The 13,447-nt window shown below is 65.3% G+C and carries 13 protein-coding genes; 9 read left to right on the forward strand and 4 right to left on the reverse strand.

Translation table 11 applies throughout. The features are described 5' to 3' along the window. Positions 1–30: 30 nt before the first annotated feature. From GGD66_RS17530 to GGD66_RS17550, 5 genes are all read left to right on the forward strand, one after another. Complete coding sequence (locus GGD66_RS17530; RefSeq protein WP_183258474.1) at positions 31–429, forward strand: 5-carboxymethyl-2-hydroxymuconate Delta-isomerase; 399 nt, start codon at positions 31–33, stop codon at positions 427–429. Next, positions 422–1,960, forward strand: a complete 1,539-nt coding sequence (gene hpaE, locus GGD66_RS17535; protein ID WP_183258475.1) for a 5-carboxymethyl-2-hydroxymuconate semialdehyde dehydrogenase — start codon at positions 422–424, stop codon at positions 1,958–1,960. The genes GGD66_RS17530 and hpaE overlap by 8 nt, the downstream gene beginning before the upstream one ends. A gap of 122 nt (positions 1,961–2,082) precedes the next feature. Next, positions 2,083–3,066, forward strand: a complete 984-nt coding sequence (gene hpaD / locus GGD66_RS17540) for a 3,4-dihydroxyphenylacetate 2,3-dioxygenase (protein WP_183258476.1) — start codon at positions 2,083–2,085, stop codon at positions 3,064–3,066. Further along, positions 3,066–3,935, forward strand: a complete 870-nt coding sequence (locus GGD66_RS17545) for a fumarylacetoacetate hydrolase family protein (RefSeq protein ID WP_183258477.1) — start codon at positions 3,066–3,068, stop codon at positions 3,933–3,935. The genes hpaD and GGD66_RS17545 overlap by 1 nt, the downstream gene beginning before the upstream one ends. Before the next feature lie 19 nt (positions 3,936–3,954). After that, on the forward strand, positions 3,955–5,583 hold the full coding sequence (locus GGD66_RS17550; protein ID WP_183258478.1) for a thiamine pyrophosphate-dependent enzyme: 1,629 nt from the start codon (positions 3,955–3,957) through the stop codon (positions 5,581–5,583). Between the two features lie 156 nt (positions 5,584–5,739). Here the strand turns inward: GGD66_RS17550 and alkB are convergent, their stop codons facing one another. The 4 genes from alkB to GGD66_RS17570 form a co-directional block, all read right to left on the reverse strand. Continuing rightward, positions 5,740–6,393, reverse strand: coding sequence for a DNA oxidative demethylase AlkB (alkB, locus tag GGD66_RS17555; RefSeq protein ID WP_183258479.1), 654 nt, complete (start codon positions 6,391–6,393; stop codon positions 5,740–5,742). A 9-nt stretch (positions 6,394–6,402) separates the two neighbouring features. After that, positions 6,403–7,149 carry a 2OG-Fe(II) oxygenase gene (locus GGD66_RS17560; RefSeq protein WP_183258480.1) on the reverse strand — a complete coding sequence of 249 codons (747 nt, stop codon included), beginning with the start codon at positions 7,147–7,149 and terminating at the stop codon, positions 6,403–6,405. 238 nt (positions 7,150–7,387) lie between these two features. Further along, positions 7,388–8,074: a DUF2848 domain-containing protein gene (locus tag GGD66_RS17565; protein ID WP_183258481.1), complete on the reverse strand. Its 687-nt coding sequence runs from the start codon at positions 8,072–8,074 to the stop codon at positions 7,388–7,390. Then, entirely contained in the window at positions 8,067–9,416 is a 1,350-nt protein-coding gene (locus tag GGD66_RS17570) for an amidase (RefSeq protein ID WP_183232455.1), read from the reverse strand. The genes GGD66_RS17565 and GGD66_RS17570 overlap by 8 nt, the downstream gene beginning before the upstream one ends. A 193-nt stretch (positions 9,417–9,609) precedes the next feature. Between GGD66_RS17570 and GGD66_RS17575 the strand changes: the two genes are divergently transcribed. The 4 genes from GGD66_RS17575 to GGD66_RS17590 all read left to right on the forward strand — a co-directional run bounded on the left by GGD66_RS17575 (position 9,610) and on the right by GGD66_RS17590 (position 13,413). Next, a complete protein-coding gene (locus GGD66_RS17575; RefSeq protein ID WP_183258482.1) occupies positions 9,610–10,023 on the forward strand; it encodes a Zn-ribbon domain-containing OB-fold protein in 414 nt (137 codons plus the stop codon). A 3-nt stretch (positions 10,024–10,026) separates the two neighbouring features. Then, on the forward strand, positions 10,027–11,166 hold the full coding sequence (locus GGD66_RS17580) for a thiolase C-terminal domain-containing protein (protein ID WP_018315655.1): 1,140 nt from the start codon (positions 10,027–10,029) through the stop codon (positions 11,164–11,166). A 103-nt stretch (positions 11,167–11,269) separates the two neighbouring features. Beyond that, complete coding sequence (locus tag GGD66_RS17585) at positions 11,270–12,184, forward strand: SDR family oxidoreductase (protein WP_018315654.1); 915 nt, start codon at positions 11,270–11,272, stop codon at positions 12,182–12,184. Positions 12,185–12,300: 116 nt separating this feature from the next. Further along, positions 12,301–13,413 carry an SMP-30/gluconolactonase/LRE family protein gene (locus tag GGD66_RS17590; protein ID WP_183237325.1) on the forward strand — a complete coding sequence of 371 codons (1,113 nt, stop codon included), beginning with the start codon at positions 12,301–12,303 and terminating at the stop codon, positions 13,411–13,413. Positions 13,414–13,447 lie beyond the last annotated feature (34 nt).

Here is a 13,447-nt window from a genome sequence, read left to right on the forward strand (position 1 = left end):
GCGCATAAGAATACAGGGAGTGAAACCGCGATGCCGCATTTCACGATTGAATATTCGGCCAATCTCGATGGCCGCCTCGATATCGCGGCGGTGTGCGAGATCGTGCGCAAGGCGGCGGTCGAGACTGGCATCTTCCCGCTCGGTGGCATCCGCGTCCGCGCCATCAGGTGCGAGCACTATGCGATCGCCGACGCGCGGAACGACTACGGCTTTCTCGACATGGTGCTGCGCATCGGCGAGGGCCGCGACCTTCCCACGCGCCAGAAAGCCGGCGAGCACGTCTTCCAGGCGCTCTCCCGCCATCTCGATCCCGTCTTCGCTGCCAGCAAATTCGCTTTGTCGTTCGACATGCAGATCAACGACAAGGACACCAGCTGGAAGCGCAACAACATCCACGACGCCCTGAAAGTGGAAGCCGCCCATGGATAAGCCCAGCCCGAAAGCCGATGTATTCCAGGCCAACCGCGACCGCGTCGCACCGCTGCTGAAGAAGCTGCGTGCCGACGGCATCGGTCACATGATCGACGGCAAGGCCGTTGCCTCGATCTCCGGCGAGACGTTCGAGACGAAGTCACCGGTCGACGGCACAACGCTCGCAAGCGTCGCGCGCGGCACTGCCGAGGACATCGACCGCGCCGCAACGGCCGCTTCGCTTGCCTTCAAGTCCTGGCGCGACATGGGCCCGGCGATGCGGAAGAAGTTGCTGCATCGCGTGGCCGACGCGATCGAGGACAACGCCGACGACATCGCGGTGCTCGAATGCATCGACACCGGCCAGGCCTATCGCTTCATGGCCAAGGCCGCGATCCGCGCCGCCGAGAATTTCCGCTTCTTCGCCGACAAATGCGCGGAGGCGCGCGACGGCCTCAACACGCCGAGCGACGAGCACTGGAATATCTCGACGCGCGTGCCGATCGGCCCGGTCGGCGTGATCACGCCGTGGAATACGCCGTTCATGCTCTCGACCTGGAAGATCGCCCCGGCGCTTGCCGCAGGCTGCACCGTCGTGCACAAGCCGGCGGAATGGTCGCCGGTCACCGCGGACATGCTCAGCAAGCTCGTCAAGCAGGCCGGCGTTCCCGACGGCGTGCTCAACACCGTCCACGGCTTTGGCGAGGAGGCCGGCAAGGCGCTGACCGAGCATCCCGCGATCAAGGCGATCGGCTTCGTCGGCGAGAGCGCGACGGGCTCGGCGATCATGGTGCAGGGCGCGCCGACGCTGAAGCGCGTGCATTTCGAGCTCGGCGGCAAGAACCCCGTGATCGTGTTCGACGATGCCGATCTCGACCGCGCGCTCGATGCCGTCGTGTTCATGATCTACTCGCTCAACGGCGAACGCTGCACGTCATCGAGCCGCCTCCTGGTTCAGGCCGGCGTTGCCGACAAGTTCACGGCGAAGCTCACTGCGCGCGTGAAGGCCCTGAAGGTCGGCCATCCCCTCGATCCCGCCACCGAGATCGGGCCGCTGATCCACGAGCGGCATCTGGCAAAAGTGTGCTCCTATTTCGACGTCGCGCGCCAGGACGGGGCTGTGATCGCCGTCGGCGGCAAGGTCCATGACGGCCCGGGCGGCGGACATTATGTCGAGCCCACCTTGGTCACCGGCGCGCACGGCAAGATGCGCGTGGCGCAGGAGGAGGTGTTCGGCCCGTTCCTCACCGTGCTGCCCTTCAAGGACGAAGCCGAAGCCGTCGAGATCGCCAACGACATCCGCTATGGCCTGACCGGCTATGTCTGGACCAACGATGTCGGCCGCGCTCTGCGCGTGGCAGATGCGCTGGAGGCCGGCATGATCTGGCTGAACTCGGAGAATGTCCGCCATCTGCCGACGCCGTTCGGCGGCATGAAGGCGTCCGGCATCGGCCGCGATGGCGGCGATTACTCGTTCGATTTCTACATGGAAACCAAGCACGTCTCGCTGGCGCGGGGCACGCACAAGATTCAGAAACTGGGAATTTAACGCTTCGTCGTTCCGGAGCGCGAAGCGAATCCGGAACCTCGAGATCTCAGGTGCGCAATTGCGCACCATAGTTCGGCTCTTCGAGCCGCCCGGAATGACGACCGAGCCGAGGGGAAACGCAAATGCCCGTACCGCAACACATCTTCGAGCCGCCGTTCAACATCATCCGCTCCAGCCACGTCGTGCTTGACGTCACCGATTTGAAGCTGAGCCGCGAGTTCTACGAGACCATTGTCGGCTTGCACGTCGAGGACGCCGACGACAAGGTCGTGTACTTGCGCGCCGCGGAAGAGCATCAGCACCACTCTTTAGTGCTGCGGAAGGCTGCAGTCCCGGCGTGCGCGCGGCTCGGTTTCAAGGTCGGCAACGACGGGGATCTCGACAAGGCCGCCGCTTTTCTGTCCGAGAACGGCCTCGCCTACGCTTTCGTCGACCAGCCGTTCCAGGGCCGGACCCTGCAGTTCACCGATCCCTTCGGCTTCCAGATCGAACTCTATGCGTCGATGGATCGCCGGCCGCATCTGCTGCGCCGCTATGATCTCTACCGGGGCTGCCACCCGCAGCGGCTCGATCATTTCAACGTCTTCGCCGCCGAGGTGCAGGACACCGTCGAGTTCTACGCCCGGCTCGGCTTCCGCCTCACTGAATATGCCGAGGAGGATGGACCGAACGGCCGCATCGCCGCGGCCTGGATGCATCGCAAGGGCAATGTCCACGACTTCGCGATCACCAACGGCAAGGGCCCTCGCCTGCACCATTTCGCCTACTGGACGCCGACGGCGATGAACATCATCCATCTCTGCGACGTCATGGCGTCCCAAGGCTTCGTCAAGAACATCGAGCGCGGTCCCGGACGCCACGGCATCTCGAACGCATTCTTCCTCTACGTGCGCGATCCCGACGGACACCGGCTCGAGCTCTACACCAGCGACTATTTCACCGGGGATCACGACCACGAGCCGCTGCGCTGGTCGCTGCGCGATCCGCGCCGCCAGACGCTGTGGGGCGCACCCGCGCCGCGCTCCTGGTTCGAGCAGGGCTCGCTGTTTAGCGGGCAGGCCGTGCGCGAGCCGAAGTTTGTCGCGGACGTGCTGGTGGCCGACTGATGAAACTCCCTCGCCTCGCCACCTATTCCGTCAAGGGTGATGTCAGCTACGGTGCCGTCCTCGAGGACGGCATCGTCGACCTCTCCGCGCGCTACGCAAAACACTATCCGACGCTGCGCGAGGTGATCGCGGCCGGCAAGCTCGTGAGCCTTGCCGAGGAAGCCGCCGGCCGCACGCCGGATCACGCGCTCGCCGACATCACCTGGCTGCCGCCAGTGCCCGCGCCGGAGAAGATCATCTGCATCGGCGTCAACTATCCCGACCGTAACGCCGAATACAAGGACGGCCAGGACGCGCCGAAATATCCGAGCATGTTCATGCGCTCGCCCCGCTCCTTCGTCGGCCACGACACGCCGCTGGTGCGCCCGCGGGCGTCCGCACAGCTCGACTATGAGGGCGAGATCGTGCTGGTGATCGGCAAGCAAGGCCGCCACATCCCGGAAAGCAGCGCGCTCGATCACATCGCGGCGCTCACGCTGTGCAACGAAGGCTCGGTGCGCGACTGGCTGCGCCACGCCAAGTTCAACGTCACGCAAGGCAAGAACTTTGATTCCAGCGGCAGCCTCGGCCCATGGCTCGTGCCCTACGTGCAGGAATCGCAGATCGCCGATGTCAGGCTCACCACGCATGTCAACGGCGAGCTCAGGCAGGACGATCGCACCAGCCGGCTGATGTTCTCCTTCCGCTATCTCATCAACTATATCTCCACCTTCGCAACGCTCGTCCCCGGCGATATCATCGTCACGGGCACGCCGATCGGCGCCGGTGCCCGGTTCGATCCGCCGCGTTACCTGAAGCCCGGCGACGTCATCGAAGTCGCGGCCGAAGGCATCGGCAGCTTGCGCAACGGTGTCGTCGACGAAGCCTGAACAAGATTGGAATGATGCAATGACCACCCTCACCGGCGGCGAAGCGATCGTAAGCGGCCTGGTCGCCCATGGCGTCGACACCGTGTTCGGCCTGCCGGGCGCGCAGGTCTACGGCCTGTTCGACGCCTTCCATCAGGCCCAGCTCAAGGTGATCGGCGCGCGGCACGAGCAGGCCTGCGGCTACATGGCGTTCGGCTATGCGCGCTCCAGCGGCAAGCCCGGCGTGTTCAGCGTGGTGCCCGGCCCCGGCGTGCTCAATGCCAGTGCGGCGCTGCTCACCGCGTTCGGCTGCAACGAGCCAGTGCTGTGCGTCACCGGCCAGGTGCCGACGCAGTTTCTGGGCAAGGGCCGCGGCCATTTGCACGAGATGCCGGACCAGCTCGCGACCTTGCGCACCTATGTGAAATGGGCCGACCGGATCGAATATCCCGGAAATGCGCCGACGGTCGTCGCGCGCGCCTTCCAGGAGATGAGGTCGGGACGGCGTGGCCCGGCCTCGGTCGAGATGCCCTGGGACGTCTTCACCCAGCGCGCGGACACCGCCGCTGCCCGGGTGCTTGAGCCGCTTCCCGCGCCGCAGCCCGATCCGGATCTGATCAAGCAGGCCGCCGCGCTGATCAAGGCCAGCAAGGCACCGATGATTTTTGTCGGCAGCGGCGCGATCGAGGCGGGCGAGGAGATCCTCGAGCTTGCCGAGATGATGGATGCGCCCGTGGTCGCCTTCCGCAGCGGCCGCGGCATCGTCTCCAATGCGCATGAGCTGGGCCTCACAATGGCCGCGGCCTACAAGCTGTGGCCGACAACCGATGTGATGATCGCAATCGGCACCCGCGCAGAGCTGCCGGCATCCGGCTTCCGCTGGCCCTATCAACCGAAGGGGCTGAAATCCGTTCGGATCGACATCGACCCGACCGAGATGCGCCGGGTCGTCGTCGATGCCGCCATCGTCGCCGATGCCAAGGCCGGAACGGCGGACCTCGTCGCGGCCGTGAAGAAAGCCGGCTTTACGCGGACCCGTGGCCGGCGGGAGGACATCCGCGAGGCGACCGCGGCCGCGCAAGCCGAGATCCAGCGCATCCAGCCGCAGATGGCGTATCTCAACATCCTGCGCGAGGTGCTGCCGGCGAACGCGATCATCACCGATGAACTGTCGCAGGTCGGCTTTGCCTCCTGGTACGGCTTTCCGATCTACCAGCCGCGCACCTTCATCACCTCGGGCTATCAGGGCACGCTCGGCTCGGGCTTCCCGACCGCGCTAGGTGCCAAGGTCGCCAACCCCGACAAGCCGGTGGTGGCGATCACCGGCGACGGCGGCTTCATGTTCGGCGTGCAGGAGCTTTCCACCGCCGTGCAGTTCAACATCGGCGTGGTGACGCTGGTGTTCAACAACAACGCCTATGGCAACGTCCGCCGCGACCAGCGCGAACGTTTCGACGGCCGCGTGGTGGCGTCCGACCTCGTCAATCCGGATTTCGTCAAGCTCGCGGAGTCCTTTGGCGTTGCGGCTGCGCGTGTCACGGCGCCGGATCAGTTCAAGGCCGTGCTGGAAAAGGCGCTCGCGCATAGCGGGCCGTATCTGATTTCGGTGGAAGTGACGCGCGATTCGGAAGTCAGCCCCTGGGCGTTCATTCACCCACCGAAGCCTTAGTCGGAGCATCGTCGTTCCAGGGTTCTTCCCTTCTCCCCTTGTGTCGCTGACGAGAAGCGTCAGCGAGACGGATGAGGGGTCTGTCTCCGCGGATAAAGACCCCTCATCCGCCTTCCCTTCGGGAAGGCACCTTCTCCCACAAGGGGAGAAGGAAGGTCACCGCGTCCTGCGAAACGTCAGATTGATCCGCTTGCGCCCGAGCAGCGCATGCTCACCTTCCGCGAGCGGCGCGACGCCGTGATAGGCAAGCCGGCTAGGTCCGCCCCAGACCACGACATCGCCATGCACCAGGCGGAAGCGGCGCGGCTTGTCGGCGCGCGCCAGGCCGCCGAACAGGAAGGTCGCGGGCAATCCGAGCGAGACCGAGACGATCGGCGCCGAATAATCCAGCTCGTCCTTGTCCTGATGCAGCGACAGCCGCGTGCCGGGCTCGTAGCGGTTAACGAGGCAGGCATCGGGCGCGAAGTTTTGAAAGCCGCCCTGCTCCGCCGCGCGGCGGGCGAGATCGCGGAGCACCGGCGGCATTTCGGGCCATGGCGCGCTGGTGCGCGGATCGATGGGGTCGTAGCGATAGCCGGTGTGATCGGTGATCCAGCCACGCTCGCCGCAATTGGTCATCGCCACCGACATCAGATGACCACCGGGCGTGGTCATGCGACGGAACGGCGACTGCGCCACGATCGCGCGCACGGCGGCGATCAGCTCGGTCTCGATCGGCTTGACGAAGCCGCGCAGCAGCAAGGCACCGTCAGCGATCACCTCGCGCGACGGCTGCGCCTCGGCAACACTGTCGAACAGATCAGCCGTCAATCGCAGCACTCATTTGGCATCGTGGAAAATTACACCCAACGTGTGGCGCTGGCCGGACCTGATGCGGCTGACGCCATGGCGCAGATTAACGCGGTAAGTGCCGCGTGTCCCCTGTACCGGGCGGTGATGCACAGCGAAGGCGACGGCGTCGCCCTGCGCCAGCGGCACCACCTCGGCCCGCGACTGCATGCGCGGCCGTTGCTCGGTCAGCACGAATTCGCCGCCGCTGAAGTCGCGGCCCGGCTCGGAGAGCAGGATCGCGACCTGCAGCGGGAACACGTGCTCGCCATAGAGGTCCTGGTGCAGGCAATTGTAGTCGCCCGCCTCATATTGCAGCAGCAGCGGCGTCGGCCGCGCCTGCCCGGCCTCGTGGCAGCGCTTGAGGAACGCGGCATGCGCGGCGGGATAGCGAATGTCGATCCCCATCGCCTCGTTCCAGCGATTGGCGACGCCTTGCAAATGCGTGTAGAGCGCCGGGCGCAGCTGCGCGATCAGATCCGGCAGCGGATAGGCGAAATATTTGTACTCGCCGCGGCCGAAGCCGTGGCGGCCCATGACGATGCGGCTGCGAAACTGCGTGTCGTCCGGGTAGAGCGCGGCAATCGCGCGGCACTGGTCCGGCGTCAACAGGCCCTTCAGGACGGCGCAGCCCTGGGCCTCGAGTTCGGCCGTGATCTGCGGCCAGTCGAGGGCGTCGACGTGGGCGGCGAGGTCGGGACCGGAGGGTTGGGCCGTTTTACGTGCGGTCATTGTCATAACAATCACCTTCGCAGTCCGGCGTTCACCCCGCCACCCGATTTCCGACGACTGTCTCCCCGTCATTGCAAGGGAAGAGCGACAGCGGAAATCAAGCAGACCAGTCTCGTAGGGTGGGCAAAGGCGCCCTTGCGCCGTGCCCACGTCTTGGCAAGACGTGGGCACGCTTCCGCCGTCGCTCTTCGAGCTATGGCGGACAAGTCGCTTTGCCCAACCTACGGGACCATCGCTTGTGGAGCTAGCCTCTCACCGGCAACGTCGCCACGTCATAGCCATGCTTGATCGTCCGCTTCAGCACGGGGTCTTCCAGCTCGAAATCGAAGCGCTCCGCCGGGCGGATGCCGCCCTTGGCTGCAAACGTGCCGCCGAACATGGCGCAACCGTCGGGGAATTTTCCTCCTTCGAAGCCGCGCGCGATCAGGTCGTTCACCGGCAGCATCGCGTCCAGCGTGCCCTCCTGGTAGAGCACGCGCTCGCCCTTGATCGTGGCATAGGAGCGCAGGATCATCTTGTCCCAATGGCCGATGACGTCTTCGAGCTCCCACAGCGTGGAGGAGATCGGCTTGTCGCACATCTGCTTGGACACGGTGACGTTGTAGGCCTCGACCTTGCGGTCGGTGTGGTCGGAGCCGCAGCCGACGAAGATGCGGCCCTGCCAGCCGATCAGCACGAACTCGACCTCGCCGGAGGAATCCCCGCCGGTGCATTCGATGCTGTCTTCCTGGGTCAGCCGCCGCGCCGAGGCGCGGTAGTAGATCGGCGTCGAGGCCGGCGGGGCGATGCCCATCTCCTGCAGCTCGGCGATGTGCTTGTCACGCGCGACGGGATCGCGGCCGGTCCAGCCGGCAATGACCATCTGGTCGATCGCGAGCGTCAGCGGCGTGGTGGTGTCCTGGGCATCGACGGTGAAAGTCAGGTCAAACACGAATGACGGCCTCCATGCCGGCAGCAAGTTCGAAAATACGATGGTCCGTTCCGCCCGCGCCCGCCAGCATCAGGCCGACCGGGACGTCGCCCTGGCGATGCGCCGGCAGCGAGATGGCGCAGCCGTCGATCATGTTGATCAGGGTGCAGTTGCGCAGTGCGCGGATGTTCTCGCGCGTGAACGCCTTGTCATCGGCAAGGTCGGCGATCTTCGGCGGCGTGTTGGGCGTGGTCGGCAGCACCAGCGCATCATAGGGCGCAATGCGCGCGTTGACGCGGGCGATCAGCGAGCGACGCTCGTTGAGGAGATCGATGTAGTCGGCCGCGCTCTGCGCCTCGCCGCGCATGATGCGGACCGAGACACGGGGGTCATAAACATCGCCCTTGGCCGTGATGAGATAGCGGTGCCAGGCGTAGCTCTCGGACGCGGCAAAGCCCCCCTTGGCGTTCATCGGGCCGATGTCATGAAACTCCGCCATCTCGATGCGCTCGATGATGGCACCGTGATCGGAAAGCGTTTTCAGGGCGCGTTCGAACGTCTCGGCCACCTCAGCGTCGAGATCGTCGAGCGCGATTGTGGTCGGCACCGCCAGTCGCATGCCCTGGATCGGACGCGGCTTCAGCGGGGCGATCGGCTCGTTCGCGAGCACGGCGTCGAGTATGGCACAGCAACTGACCGATCGTGCCAGCGGCCCGATGCTGTCGAGCGAGAACGACAGCGGCACGGAGCCATCGAGCGGCACGCGCCGCTGCGTCGGCTTGTAGCCGACGATGCCGTTGAAGGCGGCCGGAATGCGGCAGGAGCCGCCGGTGTCGGTGCCGAGCGCGCCGTGTGCCATGCCGTCGAGCACGGACACCGCCGCGCCCGCGGAGGAGCCGCCCGGCACGTGGCCTTCGGCCCTGTTCCAGGCCCCCTTCGGCGTGCCGTAATGCGGATTGATGCCGATGCCGGAATAGGCGAACTCGGTCATGTTGGTGCGCCCGATCACGACGAAGCCGGCCCTGCGCAGCCGCGCCACCGTCGCCGCATCCTGCTCGGCCGGCGGCGAATCGTCGAGCGCGCGCGACCCGGCGCGCGTCACCTGGCCCTTGATGTCGAACAGATCCTTGATCGAGATCGGGATGCCGGCATAGCGCGATGGTGCCGCCTTGGCCTTGCGCAAGCCGTCCATCGCGTCGGCCGCGGCGAGCGCGGCGTCCTTGTCGACATGGAGGAAGGTGCGCTGGCCCTCCCCGGCGGGATCGGCGATCCTGGCGATGCAGGCTTCGACCAGCTTGCGGGCGGTGGTGCGGCCGCTTTCGAGGTCTTCGGCGAGCTTCGCCAGCGTCGGAAATTCGGGCATGTCTGTCTCACGGAATATTGTCGCGCGCAATCTATAGCGCTGCCTCAGTTCGACACAAGCATTGTGCGCATGATGGCATGCATGCGTATTGCTGGACCGTTGACGCCCCATGGTCGATTGTCGCATCAAGATCGAAACGGGCGGGCGTGAAGCCTGCCCTATCAAGATTTGCTTTCTGGGAGGGCGTTCCGACATGGCCGAACCGCAACGGGCGCGACCGAAACCGACGCCGGAGACCCAGCATTTCTGGGACGGCACGAAGGCGGGCGAATTGCGCCTGCAGCGCTGCGACGCCTGCGCGCAAGTCTACTTCCCGCCGCGCCCGTTCTGCCCATCCTGCGCCTCGCGCAAGGTCAGCATCTTCAAGGCGAGCGGCAAAGGCTTCCTCTACAGCTACGTGATCAACCACCGCCCAGCCGCGCCCGGCTTCACGCCGCCTTATGCGATCGCAGTGGTGGAGCTTGCCGAGGGACCGCGGATGATGAGCAACATCATCGACTGTCCGCAGACGCCCGAGGCGCTCGAGCTCGACATGAAGCTCGAGGTCGCCTTCCAGGCGCTCGACGACAAGATCACCCTCCCCGTGTTTCGTCCGGCGAAGGGGTAGACCATGCGCAGAAACCAGGTTGCCGTCGTCGGCGCGGCCGAGACCACCGAACTTGGCGTCATCCCGAACGCCTCGCAGCTCCAGCTGCACGCGGATGCGGCGCTCAACGCCATCGCCGACGCCGGACTGAAGCTCTCCGACATCGACGGCTTTGCCACCGCGGTCGAGACGCCGCAGCAGGTCTGCCACTATCTCGGCATCAAGCCGACCTGGGTGGACGGCACCTCGGTCGGCGGCTGCTCCTTCATGCTGCACGTTCGTCATGCCGCGGCGGCGATTGAGGCGGGCCTGTGCAAGACCGTGCTGATCACGCACGCCGAGAGCGGCAAGTCGATGATCGGCAAGGCGCCGCGCTCGATCCCCGCCGACAGCCTGCAAGGCCAGTTCGAGGCGCCGTTCGGGGTCTACGGGCCGCCGAGCATGTTCCCGATTCCCGTGCTGCGTTTCATGAAGACCTACGGCATCACGCATGAGCAGCTCGCCGCGGTCGCGGTGGTGCAGCGGGAATGGGCCGCGAAGAATCCGCGCGCGATGATGAAGGATCCGATCACGGTCGCCGACGTGCTCAATTCGCGCATGATCGCCTATCCGTTCCGCCTGCTGCAATGCTGCCTCGTCACCGACGGCGGCGGCGCGCTGATCCTGACCTCGGCCGATCGCGCCAGGGATTTTCCGCGCAAGCCCGTCTACATCATGGGCACCGGCGAGAGCGTGGAGACGCCGATGGTCAGCCAGATGGAGACCTTCAACTCCTCGCGCGCGTTCAAGACCGCAGGCCCCCTCGCGTTCAAGGAAGCCGGCATCGCCCACAAGGACGTCGACCACCTCATGATCTACGATGCGTTCGCGCATCTGCCGCTGTTCGGCCTCGGCGACCTCGGCTTCATGCCGCATGAGGAGACCGGCAAGTTCATTGCCGACGGCAACACCCGGCCCGGCGGGAAGCTGCCGCTCAACACCAATGGCGGCGGATTGAGCTACATGCATTCGGGCATGTACGGCATGTACGCGCTGCAGGAGAGCGTGCGCCAGATGCGCGGCATCGCGCCGGCGCAGGTGCCGAACGCGAAGATTTCGGTGTGCCACGGCGTCGGCGGCATGTTCGCGGCAAGTGGCACGATCGTGTTTACGAACGAGAGGTAAGGCACCGTCATTCCGGGCGCGCGCAGCGCGACTCGGAATCTCGAGATTCCGGGTCTGGTGCTTCGCACCATCCCGGAATGACGGGCACAACAGGAGGCATCCCATGACTAAATCACTGCAGGACAAGGTCATCATCGTCACCGGCGCTGGCCGCGGCATCGGTCGCGAGATCGCGCTGCTTTGTGCGGCGGAAGGCGCCAAGGTCGTGGTCAACGATCCCGGTGGAGCCTCGGATGGCGCCGGTTCGAACGCGGCGCCCGCCGAGGAGGTGGTCGAGGAAATCAAGAAGCGCGGCGGCACCGCGGTTGCCAATTTCGAGTCGGTGGCTGAAGCGATCCCCGCCAGCAAGATCGTGAAGACCGCGACCGATCATTTCGGCCGGCTCGACGGCGTCGTCAACAATGCCGGCATCCTGCGTGACATGATCTTCCACAAGATGAGCGTGGAGGCGTTCGAGGCCGTCATCAAGGTGCATCTGATGGGCTCGTTCTACGTCAGCCACGCCGCCGCGCGAATCTTTCGCGAGCAGGAGTCGGGCTCCTTCGTGCACTTCACCTCGACCTCGGGCCTGATCGGCAATTTCGGCCAGGCCAATTACGCCGCCGCCAAGCTCGGCATCGTCGGCCTCTCCAAATCCATCGCGCTCGACATGGGCCGTTTCAATGTCCGCTCCAACTGCGTCTCGCCGTTCGCCTGGACGCGCATGATCGGCACCATTCCGACCGAGACTGAGGCCGAGAAGGCGCGGGTCGAGAAGATCAAGCAGATGGGCCCGGAAAAGATCGCCCCGCTCTGCGGCTATCTGATCTCCGATGCCGCCAAGGACGTCACCGGGCAGATCTTTGGCGTGCGCATGAACGAGATCTTCCTGTTCAGCCAGAACCGTCCGATCCGCTCGGTGCAGCGGAGCGAAGGCTGGACGCCGCAGTCGATCGCGGAACATGGCATGCCGGCGCTGAAGGGCTCGTTCTACGAGCTGGACCGCTCCGCCGACATCTTCACCTGGGATCCCGTCTAGCCGCATTTCCGGCATCCCTGCCCTGCGATCTCCGGTTGTCTCGGCCGGAGATCGCCCCGGTTTACGCCCGATTGCGGGCGAATGGTGTCCTCCCAACGAAACTTTGGGAGGAAACCATGACAAGAACACTGACCAACTCCGACGACACCTCTGTAACGGGCGGCCTCGGCCGCCGCACGCTGCTCAAAGGCACGGCGGCTCTCGCCGCATCCACTGTCCTCGCCTCGCGAGCCGACGCCCGCGACTTCGGCGCCAATGCCGAGCCGCAGCGCTATCCCGACCCCGACATCATCGCCATCGACCCCAAGCGCTTCAAGGCCAAGGTCGGCAACACCGCGATCAAGCGGCTCTACACCGGTTGCCTGTGGGCGGAGGGGCCGGCGTGGAATGCGCAGGGACAATATCTAGTCTGGAGCGATATCCCCGCCAACCGGCAGCTGCGCTACCTCGACGACGATGGCCACATCTCCGAGCAGTTCCACAAGCCGTCGAACGAGGCCAACGGCAATTCGTTCGACACAGAGGGACGCCAGCTCAGCGCCGAGCGCACGCGCCTCATCCGCTATGAGCACGACGGCTCGGTGACGGCGCTGGCCGAGCAGGCCGGTGGCAAGCCGCTTAACGGCCCCAACGACATGGTGGTGCATCCCAACGACAAGTCGATCTGGTTCACCGATCCCGGCTACGGCGCGATCAGCATCTACGAGGGCAAGCTGGCCAATACCGGCTCGCTGCAGCCGCACCAGAAGGAAGCCGTCTATCGCATAGACGCCCAGACCGGACAGGTGGCCAAGGTCGCGGACGAGCCGTTCAAGCCGAACGGCATCGCCTTCAGCCACGACTACAAGAAGCTCTATGTCTGCGACACCGGCATCACGCATTACCCTGAGGCCAAGAACGTGGTGTGGTCCTACGACATCGACGGCGCCAAACTGTCGAACCCGAAGAAGCTGATCGACATGACGCTCGACGGCAAGTCGGGCTTCCCCGACGGATTGCGCGTCGACACCGAGGGCAACATCTGGGTCGGCGCCGGCTGGGTCGGTCCCGGCTATGACGGCGTGCAGGTGTTCGCGCCGAACGACGGCGCGCGCATCGGACAGATCCTGCTGCCCGAGACCTGCGCCAATGTCTGCTTCGGCGGCAAGAAGCGCAACCGCCTGTTCATGACCGCGAGCCAGTCGCTCTACGCAGTCTATGTGGAGACGCAAGGCGCGCATTTCTGTTGAGATAGGCGAATGGTGGGTGGCGAATGGCGAATAG

This window comes from Bradyrhizobium sp. CIR48 (assembly GCF_014198315.1).
Taxonomy (GTDB): Bacteria; Pseudomonadota; Alphaproteobacteria; order Rhizobiales; family Xanthobacteraceae; genus Bradyrhizobium.

Coding starts and splice junctions, on each gene's coding strand:
- GGD66_RS17530 (WP_183258474.1), top strand. CDS start 31: ATGCCGCATTTCACGATTGAATATTCGGCCAATCTCGATGGCCGCCTC.
- hpaE (WP_183258475.1), top strand. CDS start 422: ATGGATAAGCCCAGCCCGAAAGCCGATGTATTCCAGGCCAACCGCGAC.
- hpaD (WP_183258476.1), top strand. CDS start 2,083: ATGCCCGTACCGCAACACATCTTCGAGCCGCCGTTCAACATCATCCGC.
- GGD66_RS17545 (WP_183258477.1), top strand. CDS start 3,066: ATGAAACTCCCTCGCCTCGCCACCTATTCCGTCAAGGGTGATGTCAGC.
- GGD66_RS17550 (WP_183258478.1), top strand. CDS start 3,955: ATGACCACCCTCACCGGCGGCGAAGCGATCGTAAGCGGCCTGGTCGCC.
- GGD66_RS17560 (WP_183258480.1), bottom strand. CDS start 7,149: ATGACAATGACCGCACGTAAAACGGCCCAACCCTCCGGTCCCGACCTC.
- GGD66_RS17570 (WP_183232455.1), bottom strand. CDS start 9,416: ATGCCCGAATTTCCGACGCTGGCGAAGCTCGCCGAAGACCTCGAAAGC.
- GGD66_RS17575 (WP_183258482.1), top strand. CDS start 9,610: ATGGCCGAACCGCAACGGGCGCGACCGAAACCGACGCCGGAGACCCAG.
- GGD66_RS17580 (WP_018315655.1), top strand. CDS start 10,027: ATGCGCAGAAACCAGGTTGCCGTCGTCGGCGCGGCCGAGACCACCGAA.
- GGD66_RS17585 (WP_018315654.1), top strand. CDS start 11,270: ATGACTAAATCACTGCAGGACAAGGTCATCATCGTCACCGGCGCTGGC.
- GGD66_RS17590 (WP_183237325.1), top strand. CDS start 12,301: ATGACAAGAACACTGACCAACTCCGACGACACCTCTGTAACGGGCGGC.